A 14,088-nucleotide genomic window follows, 5' to 3' on the forward strand; every position below is an offset into this window, starting at 1 on the left:
CCGCGCCGCAGCCGCAGCTCTGCGCTCAGTTCGCCACGATGTCGAACGAGTGCGTCAGCTCAGCGGTCTTCGCGATCATGATCGACGCCGAGCAGTACTTGTCGTGCGACAGGTTGATTGCGCGTTCCACGGTGGCCGGGTTCAGATTCTTGCCCGTCACGGTGAAGTGGAAATGAATCTTGGTGAACACTTTTGGGTCTTCGCTGGCGCGTTCGGCCTTCAGCGTCACCGAGCAATCGCTGATTTCCTGACGGCTTTTCTTCAGGATCATCACGACGTCGTAGGCGGTGCAGCCGCCCGTGCCGAGCAAAACCATTTCCATCGGACGCGGCGCGAGGTTGCGGCCGCCGCCTTCGGGCGCGCCGTCCATCGCCACCAGGTGGCCGCTGCCCGTCTCGGCTGCGAACGCCATCCCGTCTTGCCCCATCCAGCTCACTTTGCATTCCATGCTGTGCTCCACCGCGCTTCGCTATATCGAGACGGCATTGTAGCCCGGTGTTTGAGCGTCCGCCCGAGGCGACTTTTGTCGAAGGTTATGCGTGATGACGGCTTGCGTGTTGCGCTGCGGCATGTTCAGCCGATTCGGGAATGCCCTGACGAGTTTAGGGGTTTTACTCTAGACGATGTCTACCTGAATATCAGGTCGACCGACCTTTAGTGACTGATTTAAAACAGAATTCGTTGCTTTGAGGCCGAGAATGGTGATTGCCGTATTATGAAATTGAATTTCGCAATGCAAATGTTCTTGCGTCGCACAAGGTGCGCTCATATAATTCGATCTGTCTCCTCCACCTCCTCCTTTGGTGGATTAAACCCGAACCGCTAGTTCGGGTTTTTTTTCGCCCGCGCGTTTCATCCGCAAGGCCGCATGACGTCCGCGTCTTGTCCCTTCCGGGCAAGCCGAATCAGGCACGAAAGGGCTCCGAAACGCGCTCCCCGGCTGCCGGATTGCCGTGAATCTCACGCAAAGTCCCGTACGTTTTGACTTGCCGTAGCAAATTCCTTTATAATTCAGGGCTTTTCCGCATCCGCGCCCGCGGAGGAAGAACCAGGGAGAGCCTGCACGCGCCTCGATGCGCACACTACAAGCAGGAAAAAACACATTGGGCGCAGCAATTTTTTTGGATCGATCATGAAGACGTTTTCCGCAAAAGCCCATGAGGTTACGCGTGAATGGTACGTGATTGACGCGACGGATAAGGTTCTCGGGCGTGTCGCCAGCGAAGTGGCACACCGTCTTCGCGGCAAGCACAAGCCTGAATTCACTCCGCACGTCGACACCGGTGATTTCATCATCGTTATCAACGCCGGCAAGCTGAAGGTCACGGGCAACAAGGCTACTGACAAGAAGTACTACCGCCACTCGGGCTACCCGGGCGGTATCTATGAAACGACGTTCGGCAAGATGCAGGAACGCTTCCCGGGCCGTGCGCTCGAGAAAGCGGTCAAGGGCATGCTGCCGAAGGGCCCGCTCGGCTACGCGATGATCAAGAAGCTGAAGGTCTACGCTGAAGCAACGCATCCGCATTCGGCACAACAGCCGAAAGCGCTCGAGATCTAAGGGGAGCCCACATGATCGGTAACTGGAATTACGGCACGGGCCGCCGCAAGAGCGCCGTCGCACGCGTCTTCATCAAGGCAGGCAAGGGCGATATCGTTGTGAACGGCAAGCCTATCGCCGATTACTTCTCGCGCGAAACGTCGCTGATGATCGTGCGTCAGCCGCTGGAACTCACGAACCACGGCGTTACGTTCGACATCAAGGTCAACGTGACGGGTGGCGGTGAAACGGGTCAAGCCGGTGCGGTTCGCCACGGCATCACCCGCGCGCTGATGGACTACGACGCAACGCTGAAGCCGGAACTGTCGAAAGCTGGTTTCGTCACGCGTGACGCTCGTGAAGTCGAACGTAAGAAGGTCGGCTTCCACAAGGCACGTCGCCGGAAGCAATTCTCGAAGCGTTAATCGTTTCGGGTGCAAACCGGCTTTCGGGCCGGTGCGCTGCAAAAGCCGCCAACGCTTTCGCGAAGGCGGCTTTTTTCATGGGTTCGCGGCTCGCTGCTGGTGCGGCAATTGCGGCAACGAACTCGTCGCCGGAGTGGCGATTTATCCCGCTCTGACGGGCTGGTGGCGGCAAACGCGCCTGTCGTTGATTTCTGTAAGAACCCATTGACTTTGTGGGCTTCGGCACGATATCGAGATCAGCCCTACAATAGCGGTTAGAAGCTTTTTGGAGAGTTCGAATGAACGCAGTCACCGAAACACCCGTGACCGAGATGCCCGCCCCCTTCGTTTTTACCGACGCAGCGGCTGACAAGGTCAAGCAACTGATCGAAGAAGAAGGCAATGCGGACCTCAAACTGCGCGTTTTCGTGCAGGGCGGCGGCTGCTCGGGCTTTCAGTACGGTTTTACGTTCGACGAAGCCGTCAACGAAGACGACACCGTCATGAACAAGAGCGGCGTCCAGCTGCTGATCGATTCGATGAGCTACCAGTATCTGGTGGGCGCTGAGATCGACTACAAGGACGACATCAACGGCGCGCAGTTTGTCATCAAGAACCCGAACGCCACGACCACCTGTGGTTGCGGTTCATCGTTCTCGGTTTGACGGCCGGTTGTTGAGCATCAGATTGTGAAAAACGGGGCTTCGGCCCCGTTTTTTATCGCCTGAGCTAAAATCTGCGCCGCGCTCAACGCGGGTAGATTGCCCCGAGTACGCGCTCGGCGGACGCGCCCGTCACCGCCGGCAAATTGCCCGGACGACGCGCCACGCAGCGCATCGCGAGCCACGCGAACGCCAGTGGCTCCACTTGGCTCGGCGGCACGCCGAGCGCTTCGGTCGTCATGACGGGAACGCCGCTCACGCCGCTGTCCTCCAGTGCCTGCTGCAAGGACCGCATGATCTCCGGATTGCGCGCGCCGCCGCCGCACACATAGACCGCTCGCGCGTCCGACGCATGCCGCTCGATTTCGCGCGCGACCGTCACCGCGGTAAGCGCAACCAGCGTCGCTTGAATGTCCGCTGGGGCGAGTGTGGCGAACGGCTGTAGCTTCGCGTCGAGCCATTGCGCATTGAACAGATCTCGGCCGGTGCTTTTCGGCGGCTGCTGGCTGAAAAACGGCTCGTCGAGCAGGGCGTTCAGCAGCGTGCGATCCACCTGGCCGCCCGCCGCGAAATGGCCATTTTCGTCGAATGGTTTGCCCAGATGGCGTTGCGCCCATTCGTCGAGCAGCGCGTTGGCCGGCCCGCAATCGAAGCCGCGCACGCTGCCGGTCGCGTTCAGAATCGTGATATTGCTGATCCCGCCGAGATTGCAGACCACCCGTGTTTCGTTCTTCGCGCCGAACACGGTGGCGTGAAACGCCGGCACGAGCGGCGCGCCCTGGCCGCCGGCCGCCACGTCGCGGCTGCGGAAATCGGCGATCACGTCGATATGCATCATTTCCGCGAGCAGCGCCGGGTTGTTGATTTGCCGCGTGTAACCCTTTTCCGGCCGATGCCGCACCGTCTGCCCATGCACGCCGATCGCGCGCACCTCCGCGGCGGGTACGCGGCTGCCGTGCAGCAGTTCGTGGCAGCACACCGCGTAACGCGTGGCGAGTGCGTTGGCGGCCAGCGCCTCGCGCTCGATCTCGTTGTCTCCGGGTTGCTGGAGCGCGAACAATGCCTCGCGCAGGCCCGCGGCAAAGCCGACAAATGCTTCGGCCAGCACGACGGGCGGCTTGCCTTGCGCGAACCTGACGGCCACGCCGTCCACGCCGTCCATGCTCGTGCCGGACATCAATCCAAAGTAGACGCCGTCTGCGGGGTCTTGCGCCACGTTGCTGCTCCTCTCGATGGTTCGTTGCGATCCGTTGTAGCAGATTATCGGGTGAAGCGCGGCCGAATATAAAGCGCAGCAATGCCGGCGGCACGGCGCCGGACGCGGAAATCGCGTGTCCGCGGCCCGCCTGCGGCTGCGTCGATGGGCGCGGCGGCGCGCATCTATGGGACAATCTCCTTTTTTCGCGACTTCAAGTTTCCAGCATGAGCACCGAGTCCACCAAGCCCAGCCCTGCCTTCCCGATCACCGACGAAGTCCGTCACGCCCTCGCCGTCACCAAGCGCGGGGTCGATGAACTGCTGATCGAAGACGAATTCGCGCAAAAACTCGCGAGGAGCGCGGCGACGGGCAAGCCGCTGCGTATCAAGCTCGGTCTCGATCCGACCGCGCCGGACATCCACATCGGCCACACGGTCGTGTTGAACAAGATGCGCCAGTTGCAGGATCTCGGCCACACGGTGATCTTTCTGATCGGCGATTTCACGTCGCTGATCGGCGATCCGTCGGGCCGTAACGCCACGCGCCCGCCGCTCACGCGCGAGCAGATCGAATCGAACGCCAAGACGTATTTCGAGCAGGCCGCGCTCGTGCTCGACCGCGACAAGACCGAGATTCGCTACAACAGCGAATGGTCGATGCCGCTCGGCGCCGACGGCATGATCAAGCTCGCGTCGCGCTACACGGTGGCGCGGATTCTGGAACGCGAAGATTTCACCAAGCGTTTTCAGGGCGGCGTGCCGATCTCGATCCACGAGTTCCTGTACCCGCTCATGCAAGGCTACGACTCGGTCGCGCTGAATGCGGACCTCGAACTCGGCGGCACGGACCAGAAGTTCAACCTGCTGGTCGGCCGTGAATTGCAGAAGCAATACGGCCAGGAACAGCAGTGCATTCTGACGATGCCGCTGCTCGAAGGGCTGGACGGCGTCGAGAAAATGTCGAAGTCGAAGAACAACTACATCGGCATCAGCGAAAAGCCGACCGACATGTTCGGCAAGCTGATGAGCATTTCCGACGTGCTGATGTGGCGTTACTTCGAACTGCTGTCGTTCCGGCCAATGGAAGAAATCGCCGGCTTCAAGAAGGAAATCGAAGCAGGCCGTAATCCTCGCGACTTCAAGGTGTTGCTCGGCCAGGAAATCGTTGCGCGCTTCCACTCGCAAGCCGACGCCGAACGCGCGCTCGAAGACTTCAACCATCGTGCGAAGGGTGGCGTGCCGGACGATATCCCGGCCGTGACGCTCGCGGGCGCACCGCTCGCGATCGGCCAGTTGCTCAAGCAGGCCAACCTCGTGCCGTCGACGAGCGAAGCGCTGCGCAACATCGAGCAGGGCGGTGTGAAGATCGATGGCACGACCGTGTCGGACAAGGGCCTGAAAGTCGAAGCCGGCGAGTACGTCGTGCAAGTCGGCAAACGCCGTTTTGCCCGCGTCACGCTGACGGCATGATGAGTCGAGTATCGCCTCTGGCGTCGAACCGATGATCGCGCTGATTCAACGCGTGCGGCGCGCGGAAGTGCGCGTGGCCGACCGGGTGACCGGCGCGATCGAGGCCGGCCTGCTGGCACTGGTATGCGCCGAACGCGGCGATACCGAGGCGGCGGCCGACCGGCTGCTCGCCAAGGTGCTCGGCTACCGCGTCTTCAGCGACGCGGCCGGCAAAATGAATCTCTCCGTGCAAAATCTCGACGGCGCCGGGCGCGCGGGCGGCCTGCTGCTCGTGTCGCAGTTCACGCTGGCCGCGGATACCAACAGCGGCCTGCGTCCGAGCTTTACGCCGGCCGCGCCGCCGGATGAAGGCAAGCGCCTCTTCGATTATTTCGTCGCGGCAGCGCGCGCGAAACATCCGATCGTCGAAACCGGCGAATTCGGCGCCGATATGCAGGTGTCGCTCGTCAACGACGGGCCGGTCACGTTCTGGCTGCAGACCAACGCCTGATCTTCTGCCGTCGTTCCCGCATGCGTGCTGCGGCACGCAGCGACCTTTCAGCCCTCCAGCCGCTTTTTGCGACAATAGCGGCTCGGCATAACCGGCCAATGGCGCCCACTTTCATCCCATGACGACGCAGATTCTGTTCATCCGGCACGGCGAGACCGACTGGAACCGCATCAAGCGCATTCAAGGCCACATCGACATTCCGCTTGCGACCACGGGCCTCGCACAGGCGCAACGACTCGCGCGCCGCTTCGCCCATGAGGCGAAGCAGGGTGCGCGGCTCGACGCGATCTATTCGAGCGACCTGCAACGCGCGCAGCAAACCGCGCAGCCGGTCGCCGACACACTGGGCTTGCCGCTGCAGTTGCGCGAAGGCCTGCGCGAGCGTTCGTATGGCGCTTTCCAGGGCCATGACAGCGACGAGATCGCGCTGCGTTTCCCCGACGAATACGCGCACTGGCAAACTCGCGATCCCGGCTTCTCACCGCCGGATGGTGAGTCGCAACGCGCGCTTTACCATCGCGTGCTGCACGCGATCGAACCGCTGGTGGCCGCGCATCCTGGCGGGCGGATTGCCTGCGTCGCGCATGGTGGCGTGCTTGATTGCGTGCGGCGCTTTGCCTGCGGTCTATCGCTCGATGCGCCGCGTGACTACCCGTTGCTGAACACGAGCGTGAACACGGTGGATTTCGGCGACGGCCACGCGACGATCGTGGCATGGGCGGATGTCTCGCATCTCGATTCGCCGAGCGAGGACGACAGCTTCAGGAAGCCGGCAGAGCCGGGGCGTTGATCGGCGCGTGCCCGGTTGGGTGGTGTGAGTTTGCGCGGCGGCCGACTTGGACCGTTCGCGAACCCGGTGCGCATTGGCGTTGCCGACCGTTGGCAAGTCAGCTTGCATGCGTGCCGTGCGCGGTTCGCTGAGCTGGCCATCGACGCGGCGGTTTGCACGCATATCCCATCCGCGTGAGTCAGCTTGCAAGCGTGCCGTGCGCGGTTCGTTGAGCTGGCCATCGGCGCGGCGGTTTGCACGCATATCCCATCCGCGTGAGTCAGCTTGCAAGCGTGCCGCGCCGTTCGCTGAGCTGACCATCGGCTCGCGGTTTGCGCACATATTCCATCGGCGAGACTCAACATGCCGACGTGAGTTGTTTGCGCTCGTGCGAGCCGCGTCCGGCTGCGTTATTCCGGCTCGCGCCCACCCGCGGCCACCCGGCGGCGCGCCCGCTTTGACACGCCGTTCACCAGCGCCCAGCGGATCACCGGCGCGACCAGCCGCACGCCGGGCCTCGCCACCGCACGGCGCAGTGCCGCGTAGCGCTGTAGTCCCAACATCGCCTGCGCCCAATCGGGCAGAAGGTCGACGCCGGCGTTGAGCATCAACACGCCGGCGGGCCGCATCGACGCACTCGGGGCGGGCGTGTTCATCAAAATCCTCACGACTTCACGTGTGCGCTCGCTTGCCACAAGTTCAGGCTGCATTGCCAGCAAGTAAGCGTCGATCTCCGCTCGCGAGCGAGGAATGTTGGTCGCGCCGAGCATTTCGGCAATCCGTGCGGTTTCGGCGAAGTACTGATCCTGCGCGGCCATGGGCAGCAGCGGATTCACATAGCGCAAATGCGCGGTCATGAAGCTCGACACTTCGGCGACATGCACCCATGTGAGCAGCGCTGGCTCACTCGCGCGATATGGCCGGCCGTCAGGCGCAACGCCGCTGACGCCGAGATGGATGCGCTTCACACGCTCCACCAGCACGAGCGCGTCGTGCCGATTGCCATACGTCGTGCCCGCGATGAAAGTCGCGGTGCGCCGCAGTCGGCCGAGAATGTCGGTGCGAAACGTCGAATGGTCCCACACGCCGGCGAGCGCGAGCGGATGCAACGCCTGGAGCAGGAGCGCGCTGATGCCGCCCGTCATCATCGACGTGAAATCGGCGTGGACTTTCCAGCAAACCGAATGCGGGCCGAACAGGCCGGGGTCGCCCGGAGGCGACGAATAGTCGAGCGTGGGGCCGCTGCCGCTGGTCAGATGCGTGACACCGGCTGCCAGCTTCGAGCGGAGCCTGCGGGTGAGAAACTGCGAGAAACCGCTACGCGAGTTGGGCTGGCTGGTTTGGTCGGACATCCTGATTCGGTCTCGCGCTACGCGTGTCGGCTCAGGTCGCGGCCGAGTCCCACAGGCTTGGCAGGGCGCTCGACGAGTCGGGCGCGGCAAGGCCGAAATGCCGGTAGGTGAGCAGCGTGGCGACGCGGCCGCGCGGCGTGCGCTGCAGGAAGCCTTGCTGGATCAGATACGGTTCGAGCACGTCTTCAATCGTGTCGCGCTCTTCGCCGATAGCGGCTGCGAGATTATCGACGCCGACCGGGCCGCCGTCGAACTTGTGCAGGATCGCTTCGAGCAGCTTGCGGTCCATCAGGTCGAAGCCGACCGCGTCCACGTCGAGCATCTTGAGCGCGGCGTCGGCCACCTGCGCGGTGATGTTGCCGTCTGCCTTCACCTCAGCGAAGTCGCGCACGCGCCGCAGCAGGCGGTTCGCGATCCGCGGCGTGCCGCGTGCGCGCTTGGCGATCTCGAACGCGCCGTCCGGATGGATCTGCGCATTGAGCAACGACGCAGAACGCGTGACGATGCGCGCCAGCTCCTCGGCGTTATAAAACTCGAGCCGCGCCACGATACCGAAGCGGTCGCGCAGCGGGTTGGTCAGCATCCCCGCGCGCGTGGTCGCGCCGACCAGCGTGAACGGCTGCAAGTCCAGCTTCACGCTGCGCGCGGCCGGCCCTTCGCCGATCATGATGTCGATCTGATAATCCTCCAACGCCGGATACAGAATTTCCTCGACAACCGGCGAGAGCCGATGGATTTCGTCGATGAACAAAACGTCGTTGGCTTCGAGATTGGTGAGCAGCGCGGCGAGGTCGCCGGCGCGCTCAAGCACTGGCCCCGACGTTTGCCGCAGATTGACACCCATTTCCCGCGCGATGATGTGCGCGAGTGTGGTCTTGCCGAGGCCCGGCGGCCCGAACAGCAAGACGTGGTCGAGCGATTCGGAGCGGCGTTTGGCGGCCTCGATAAAGATTTCCAGCTGGCCGCGGACTTTTTCCTGCCCGACATATTCTTCGAGCTGGCGCGGGCGCAACGCGCGCTCGAACGCTTCTTCGTTCGGCGAGACGGGCGTGGCCGCGATGATGCGCTCGGCGGCGAGTTTGTCGGTTTCGATCATGCGGACATTGTACCGCGAGCCGCTCGCCGCGAAACTCGGCCGAATGGCCAGGATGCGCGGCTCGCCGGCATGTGCGAAGCTTCACTCGTTGCCTCGCTGCCGAATACGACGGTCGAACGTCAGCCCTTGGACAGCGCCTTCAACGCCAGCTTGATGCCTTCGGAAACACCGGTGCCGGCCGGCACGTTTTTGACGGCCGCCAATGCTTCTTTTTCGGAGTAACCCAATGCGAGCAGTGCGTTCAGGATATCGGAGGCGTGGTCGGATGCCGACGCTGCGCCCGCCATCGCCCCAAGGTCGGCGCCGATCTTGCCCTTCAGTTCGAGGAGCAGCCGCTCCGCCGTTTTCTTGCCAATGCCCGGCACGCGCGTTAGACGCGCCGCGTCCTGCATCGTGACGGTTTGTGCGAGCTCGTGAACGCTCATGCCCGACAGCACCGCCAACGCCATGCGCGCGCCGATGCCGGAGATCTTCAGCAGTTCGCGGAAGGTCGAGCGTTCCTCCGCGGTGCCGAATCCGTAGAGCAGGTGCGCGTCTTCGCGCACGATCATCTGCGTGAGCAACACGATGCGTTCGCCGGCCGAGGGCAGGTTGTAGAACGTGCTCATCGGCACATCGACTTCGTAACCGACGCCGTTGCAATCGACGAGCAGATGCGGCGGGTTTTTTTCCAGCAGAACGCCGGCAATGCGACCGATCATGGCGAATTCAATCTTGAGAGAAAGGGCGAGTGTAGCGCAGCGAGTGAGCGGCGAGTGGCCTGCGAGTCATGCGCAATCGCGGTTGATATGCGCGATGCCGCATCGGCCGCTATCCGACCAGGCGTCCGCGTCTCACGCGCAAACCTTTCTTGGCCAGCGAAGGTGCGATGCCGCCCAACGTGCTCAGTGTCGTGCCGCCGTGCGCGTGGCAGATCGCCATGCCGAGCGCGTCGGCGGCGTCGGTGCCGGGTACGCCGGAGAGATTGAGCAGGCGCACCACCATCTGCTGCATCTGCTCCTTGGTGGCGCGGCCATAGCCCACCACAGCCTGCTTCAATTGCAGGGCCGTGTATTCGGCAACCGGCACGCCGCCCGCGACCAGTCCGCAGATGGCCGCGCCGCGCGCCTGGCCAAGCAGCAAGGTGGACTGCGGGTTGACGTTGACGAACACTTTTTCGATTGCTGACTGATCCGGCGAATGCTGGCGGATGAGCGTCGAAATGCCTTCGAAGATGGTGCCCAGACGCGAGGGCAGGTCGGCGTCGGCGGTTTTGATGACGCCGCTCGCGACATAGCTGAGCGTGTGGCCGCTCTGGTCGATCACGCCGAAGCCGGTCACGCGCAGGCCGGGGTCGATGCCGAGAATTCTCATGAGGTGCCGCAGGAGCGGTAAAAACCAGGTGCTTGCGATACTACAACACACGCGCTGCGCGGCGGACGGCGCGCGGCGATGTCAGCGGAATAAAAACTGCTGTGTGTGGTGTAAGGCGGCGTGGGGGAGGTGTTTGCGAATGGAGCGCTATCGGAATCTCAGCGGCGACTCGGGCGTCGAGGCTTATGAAATCGGCGACGATTTTGTCGCGGTCCGCTTCAGGCCGGGGGTTGTGTATTGGTACACGGAAGCGAGTGTCGGCGAATGGCACGTTGCCGCGCTCAAGCGTCTTGCGCGGCGTGGGCAGGGGCTCGGCACTTATATCAGCCAGCACGCGGAGGTGAGCGGAGGTTATACGAGAAAGGAAGTGGACGACTGAGCGGTGCGTGAAGGGGCGGCGATTATGCTGTACGAGCGCGGTGCTAACACGGCACAAGCACGGCACAAGCACGGCACACGCACGGCATCGAAACGGCATGAAGACGCAACGAACGCGGCGCATACCCGCCACAAACGCCGCGCCAAAGAAAACGGCCCGGCGGAGAATCCGCCAGGCCGTCTTTCCAAGCTCAGTTCTCGCCACACGGCGCAGTCTCATCAAGAAACCTGCGCCGCCCGCGAATCTGAAATCAATGCCGGAAGTGACGCACGCCCGTCAGCACCATCGCGATGTTATGTTCGTCCGCCGCGCTGACCACTTCGTCGTCGCGCATCGAGCCGCCCGGCTGGATCACGCAGGTCGCGCCCGCCGCCACCACCACGTCGAGGCCGTCGCGGAACGGGAAGAACGCGTCCGACGCCACGGCCGAACCCGCCAGCGTCAAGCCGGCATTCTGCGCCTTGATGCTCGCAATGCGCGCCGAGTCCACGCGGCTCATCTGGCCCGCGCCGACGCCGAGCGTCATGCCGTTGCCGCAGAACACGATGGCGTTCGACTTCACGTACTTCGCCACGCGCCAGGCGAACAGCAGATCGTCCATTTCCTTCGGCGTGGGGTGACGCTTCGTGACCACGCGCAATTCGCGCGGCTGCACGTTCTTCGAGTCGAGCGACTGCACCAGCAGGCCGCCGCCTACGCGCTTCAGATCGAAAGCGTTATGGCCTTCGCCCAGCGCGATTTCGAGCAGACGCACGTTCTGCTTCGCCGCGAACACCTGGCGCGCTGCGGCGCTGAACGACGGGGCGATCAGCACTTCGACGAACTGCTTGGCCACCGCTTGCGCCGCCGCCTCATCCACTTCGCGGTTAAAGGCGATGATGCCGCCGAACGCCGAGGTCGGATCGGTCTGGAACGCCTTCGCGTACGCTTCGTTGGCGTCCGCGCCGACTGCCACGCCGCACGGATTCGCGTGCTTCACGATCACGCACGCCGGCACGTCGAAGGTCTTCACGCATTCCCACGCTGCGTCGGAATCCGCGATGTTGTTGTACGACAGTTCCTTGCCCTGCAACTGGTTGTAGTTCGCCAGGGCGCCCGCCGGCACCGCCAGGTCGCGGTAAAACGCCGCGCTCTGATGCGGGTTTTCGCCGTAGCGCAGGTCCTGCACCTTGTTGAACGCCAGGTTGAACGTGGCCGGGTAAGCGTTGCGCGACGAATGCTGCAACTCGTCGGTCAGGCTCGTCAGGTAGTTCGTGATCGCGCCGTCGTATTGCGCGGTGTGCGCGAACACTTTGGTGGCGAGGCGGAAGTTCGTCTTGTACGACACGGCGTTGCTGTTCGCGCGCATCTCGTCGAGCACGACCGCGTAGTCGGCCGGATCGACCACCACCGTCACGTCGCGATGGTTCTTCGCGGCCGAACGCAGCATGGTCGGGCCGCCAATGTCGATGTTCTCGATCGCGTCTTCCAGCGAGCATTCTTCTTTCGACACGGTCTGCACGAACGGGTACAGATTCACGACCAGCAGGTCGATGGTCGGAATGTCGTGCTTTTCAAGCGCTGCCATGTGTTCCGGCAGGTCGCGGCGCGCCAGAATGCCGCCGTGCACCTTCGGATGCAGCGTTTTCACGCGCCCGTCCAGCATTTCCGGGAAGCCCGTGTAATCGGCGACTTCGGTGACGGAGAGACCTGCGTCCGCGAGCAGTTTCGCGGTGCCGCCGGTCGACAGGATCTTGACGCCGAGGTCCGACAGCGATTTGGCGAAGTCGACGATGCCGGACTTGTCGGAAACGGAGATGAGCGCTTGCTTGATCATGATGAAGACGAAAAGCCGAAGGGAAACGTGGCAGGGCGCAAGAAACTACAACGCGCTACAACAAACCGTGCTGTTGCAGCTTCTTGCGCAGCGTATTGCGGTTGATGCCGAGATACTCGGCGGCCAGCGACTGATTGCCGCCGGCCTGCTCGAGCACCACTTCGAGCAGGGGTTTTTCCACGCACGAAATCACCATATCGTAGACGTCGTGCGGATTGGAGCCGTCGAGGTCCTGGAAATATATCCCCAGGCTGTCGCGGACAGATTGTTCGATATTGTTCTTGCTCATGCTGCTAGTCGGTCGGTTGGGTCCTCGCCCGGGTTGAGCGTTTCGTCGACATAGACGAGGCGGTCGGAGATCGCCTTTTGTGCGTCGAAGAACTCGTTGACGGCGAGGAGTTGTTCGCGCGTGGTGTCCAGCGTATTCATGCGATGCCGGAACACGTTGGCGCCAGAAAGGCCGCGAGTGTACCAGCCGATGTGCTTGCGCGCAGTGCGCACGCCCGTAAATTCGCCGTAGAAGGCGTAGTGGTCTTCGAGATGCTCGTTCATCACCTGCTGGATTTCGTCGATGCGCGGCGGCGGCAGCAATTCACCCGTTTGCAGGAAATACTCGATCTCGCGGAACAGCCACGGGCGCCCCTGCGCGGCGCGGCCGATCATGATGGCGTCGGCGCCGGTCGCGGCCAACACCTCGCGGGCTTTTTGCGGCGACGTGATGTCGCCGTTGGCGACCACCGGAATGCGCACCGCCGCTTTCACCGCGGCGATGGTCTCGTATTCGGCGTCGCCGTGATACAGGTCGGCGCGCGTGCGGCCGTGCACGGTCAGCATCGAAATACCGGCCGATTCGGCCAGACGCGCGACGTTCAGCGCATTTTTGTTCTCGCGATCCCAGCCCGTGCGGATCTTGAGCGTGACGGGTACCGCGTCGGGGCCGACGCCCACCGCCCCGACCACCGCCTCGACAATGCGCTGCACCAGCGGCTCGTTCTGCAACAGGGCCGAACCCGCCGCCACGTTGCACACCTTCTTGGCCGGGCAGCCCATGTTGATGTCGATGATCTGCGCGCCGTTCGCCACGTTGTAGCGGGCCGCTTCGGCCATCATGGCCGGATCGGCGCCGGCGATCTGCACGGCGATGGGCTCGACCTCGCCCGCGTGATTGGCGCGCCGCATGGTCTTCTCGCTTTTCCACAACTGCGCGTTCGAGGCGACCATTTCCGACACCGCATAGCCCGCGCCCAGCCGCTTGCACAACTGGCGGAACGGACGGTCGGTCACGCCGGCCATGGGCGCGACGAACAGGTTATTACGCAGATTGTGGGAGCCGAGAGTGGGCATGACGTGAACGCGCGCGCGGCCGATTACTCAGTTTCTGTCAATCGGAGCACTCGCGAAATGCGAGGGAAAACCGCTATTTTAGCGTTAACGGATAGCCGACACCCGACATGTGTCTGTCGTAACCCATTAAATCTTCTATGAAAGTGCGCCGTTTCATAGAACCGGCGCCGCCCGCGCGGCACCTTCCGCGTGTAGCAAAAAGGCGGCGCGGCGCGG

16 protein-coding genes are annotated in these 14,088 nt (G+C 63.1%); 7 read left to right on the forward strand and 9 right to left on the reverse strand.

Features of this window, described 5'->3' with window-relative positions; all coding sequences use genetic code 11:
* Window positions 1–25: 25 nt before the first annotated feature.
* Entirely contained in the window at window positions 26–448 is a 423-nt protein-coding gene (locus tag P0D71_RS08865) for an OsmC family protein (RefSeq protein ID WP_408352147.1), read from the reverse strand.
* 684 nt (window positions 449–1,132) lie between these two features.
* Between P0D71_RS08865 and rplM the strand changes: the two genes are divergently transcribed.
* The 3 genes from rplM (at window position 1,133) to erpA (ending at window position 2,609) form a co-directional block, all read left to right on the forward strand.
* Window positions 1,133–1,561: a 50S ribosomal protein L13 gene (gene rplM, locus P0D71_RS08870; RefSeq protein WP_020069304.1), complete on the forward strand. Its 429-nt coding sequence runs from the start codon at window positions 1,133–1,135 to the stop codon at window positions 1,559–1,561.
* An 11-nt stretch (window positions 1,562–1,572) separates the two neighbouring features.
* A complete protein-coding gene (gene rpsI, locus P0D71_RS08875) occupies window positions 1,573–1,965 on the forward strand; it encodes a 30S ribosomal protein S9 (RefSeq protein ID WP_011489810.1) in 393 nt (130 codons plus the stop codon).
* A gap of 278 nt (window positions 1,966–2,243) precedes the next feature.
* Window positions 2,244–2,609: an iron-sulfur cluster insertion protein ErpA gene (gene erpA, locus P0D71_RS08880; protein WP_013340463.1), complete on the forward strand. Its 366-nt coding sequence runs from the start codon at window positions 2,244–2,246 to the stop codon at window positions 2,607–2,609.
* Window positions 2,610–2,691: 82 nt separating this feature from the next.
* Here erpA and P0D71_RS08885 read toward each other — a convergent pair whose 3' ends face one another.
* Window positions 2,692–3,822 carry an anhydro-N-acetylmuramic acid kinase gene (locus tag P0D71_RS08885; RefSeq protein WP_408479758.1) on the reverse strand — a complete coding sequence of 377 codons (1,131 nt, stop codon included), beginning with the start codon at window positions 3,820–3,822 and terminating at the stop codon, window positions 2,692–2,694.
* A 206-nt stretch (window positions 3,823–4,028) separates the two neighbouring features.
* On the opposite strand from P0D71_RS08885, the gene tyrS reads away from it, so the two are divergent.
* From tyrS to P0D71_RS08900, 3 genes are all read left to right on the forward strand, one after another.
* Entirely contained in the window at window positions 4,029–5,273 is a 1,245-nt protein-coding gene (tyrS, locus tag P0D71_RS08890; protein ID WP_408301230.1) for a tyrosine--tRNA ligase, read from the forward strand.
* A 31-nt stretch (window positions 5,274–5,304) separates the two neighbouring features.
* Window positions 5,305–5,763, forward strand: a complete 459-nt coding sequence (gene dtd / locus P0D71_RS08895) for a D-aminoacyl-tRNA deacylase (RefSeq protein ID WP_134457836.1) — start codon at window positions 5,305–5,307, stop codon at window positions 5,761–5,763.
* 118 nt (window positions 5,764–5,881) lie between these two features.
* A complete protein-coding gene (locus tag P0D71_RS08900; protein ID WP_091799205.1) occupies window positions 5,882–6,553 on the forward strand; it encodes a histidine phosphatase family protein in 672 nt (223 codons plus the stop codon).
* A 389-nt stretch (window positions 6,554–6,942) separates the two neighbouring features.
* On the opposite strand, the gene P0D71_RS08905 is transcribed toward P0D71_RS08900, so the two are convergent.
* From P0D71_RS08905 to ruvC, 4 genes are all read right to left on the reverse strand, one after another.
* Window positions 6,943–7,884 (reverse strand): oxygenase MpaB family protein, encoded by a 942-nt coding sequence (locus P0D71_RS08905; RefSeq protein ID WP_408186167.1) that lies wholly within the window; start codon window positions 7,882–7,884, stop codon window positions 6,943–6,945.
* Window positions 7,885–7,915: 31 nt separating this feature from the next.
* Window positions 7,916–8,980: a Holliday junction branch migration DNA helicase RuvB gene (gene ruvB / locus P0D71_RS08910; protein ID WP_095418265.1), complete on the reverse strand. Its 1,065-nt coding sequence runs from the start codon at window positions 8,978–8,980 to the stop codon at window positions 7,916–7,918.
* A 119-nt stretch (window positions 8,981–9,099) separates the two neighbouring features.
* Window positions 9,100–9,681: a Holliday junction branch migration protein RuvA gene (ruvA, locus tag P0D71_RS08915; RefSeq protein ID WP_091799214.1), complete on the reverse strand. Its 582-nt coding sequence runs from the start codon at window positions 9,679–9,681 to the stop codon at window positions 9,100–9,102.
* A 109-nt stretch (window positions 9,682–9,790) separates the two neighbouring features.
* Window positions 9,791–10,333 (reverse strand): crossover junction endodeoxyribonuclease RuvC, encoded by a 543-nt coding sequence (ruvC, locus tag P0D71_RS08920; RefSeq protein ID WP_007180437.1) that lies wholly within the window; start codon window positions 10,331–10,333, stop codon window positions 9,791–9,793.
* A gap of 139 nt (window positions 10,334–10,472) precedes the next feature.
* On the opposite strand from ruvC, the gene P0D71_RS08925 reads away from it, so the two are divergent.
* Entirely contained in the window at window positions 10,473–10,712 is a 240-nt protein-coding gene (locus P0D71_RS08925) for a hypothetical protein (protein WP_408301233.1), read from the forward strand.
* Window positions 10,713–10,962: 250 nt separating this feature from the next.
* Here P0D71_RS08925 and purH read toward each other — a convergent pair whose 3' ends face one another.
* The 3 genes from purH to dusB are packed head-to-tail and all read right to left on the reverse strand — an operon-like array spanning window position 10,963 to window position 13,872.
* Entirely contained in the window at window positions 10,963–12,528 is a 1,566-nt protein-coding gene (purH, locus tag P0D71_RS08930) for a bifunctional phosphoribosylaminoimidazolecarboxamide formyltransferase/IMP cyclohydrolase (protein WP_408301235.1), read from the reverse strand.
* A gap of 55 nt (window positions 12,529–12,583) precedes the next feature.
* A complete protein-coding gene (locus P0D71_RS08935) occupies window positions 12,584–12,817 on the reverse strand; it encodes a Fis family transcriptional regulator (protein WP_006049915.1) in 234 nt (77 codons plus the stop codon).
* Window positions 12,814–13,872 carry a tRNA dihydrouridine synthase DusB gene (dusB, locus tag P0D71_RS08940; RefSeq protein ID WP_408301237.1) on the reverse strand — a complete coding sequence of 353 codons (1,059 nt, stop codon included), beginning with the start codon at window positions 13,870–13,872 and terminating at the stop codon, window positions 12,814–12,816. Before dusB ends, P0D71_RS08935 begins: the two co-directional genes overlap by 4 nt.
* Between the last annotated feature and the right edge of the window lie 216 nt (window positions 13,873–14,088).

This window comes from Paraburkholderia sp. RL17-383-BIF-A (assembly GCF_046028015.1).
In the GTDB taxonomy this organism is placed as follows: domain Bacteria; phylum Pseudomonadota; class Gammaproteobacteria; order Burkholderiales; family Burkholderiaceae; genus Paraburkholderia.

Excerpts from the sequence above, each read along its gene's own strand:
- P0D71_RS08865 (WP_408352147.1), bottom strand. The coding sequence starts at position 448 with ATGGAATGCAAAGTGAGCTGGATGGGGCAAGACGGGATGGCGTTCGCA.
- rplM (WP_020069304.1), top strand. The coding sequence starts at position 1,133 with ATGAAGACGTTTTCCGCAAAAGCCCATGAGGTTACGCGTGAATGGTAC.
- rpsI (WP_011489810.1), top strand. The coding sequence starts at position 1,573 with ATGATCGGTAACTGGAATTACGGCACGGGCCGCCGCAAGAGCGCCGTC.
- erpA (WP_013340463.1), top strand. The coding sequence starts at position 2,244 with ATGAACGCAGTCACCGAAACACCCGTGACCGAGATGCCCGCCCCCTTC.
- tyrS (WP_408301230.1), top strand. The coding sequence starts at position 4,029 with ATGAGCACCGAGTCCACCAAGCCCAGCCCTGCCTTCCCGATCACCGAC.
- dtd (WP_134457836.1), top strand. The coding sequence starts at position 5,305 with ATGATCGCGCTGATTCAACGCGTGCGGCGCGCGGAAGTGCGCGTGGCC.
- P0D71_RS08900 (WP_091799205.1), top strand. The coding sequence starts at position 5,882 with ATGACGACGCAGATTCTGTTCATCCGGCACGGCGAGACCGACTGGAAC.
- P0D71_RS08905 (WP_408186167.1), bottom strand. The coding sequence starts at position 7,884 with ATGTCCGACCAAACCAGCCAGCCCAACTCGCGTAGCGGTTTCTCGCAG.
- ruvB (WP_095418265.1), bottom strand. The coding sequence starts at position 8,980 with ATGATCGAAACCGACAAACTCGCCGCCGAGCGCATCATCGCGGCCACG.
- ruvA (WP_091799214.1), bottom strand. The coding sequence starts at position 9,681 with ATGATCGGTCGCATTGCCGGCGTTCTGCTGGAAAAAAACCCGCCGCAT.
- ruvC (WP_007180437.1), bottom strand. The coding sequence starts at position 10,333 with ATGAGAATTCTCGGCATCGACCCCGGCCTGCGCGTGACCGGCTTCGGC.
- P0D71_RS08925 (WP_408301233.1), top strand. The coding sequence starts at position 10,473 with ATGGAGCGCTATCGGAATCTCAGCGGCGACTCGGGCGTCGAGGCTTAT.
- purH (WP_408301235.1), bottom strand. The coding sequence starts at position 12,528 with ATGATCAAGCAAGCGCTCATCTCCGTTTCCGACAAGTCCGGCATCGTC.
- P0D71_RS08935 (WP_006049915.1), bottom strand. The coding sequence starts at position 12,817 with ATGAGCAAGAACAATATCGAACAATCTGTCCGCGACAGCCTGGGGATA.
- dusB (WP_408301237.1), bottom strand. The coding sequence starts at position 13,872 with ATGCCCACTCTCGGCTCCCACAATCTGCGTAATAACCTGTTCGTCGCG.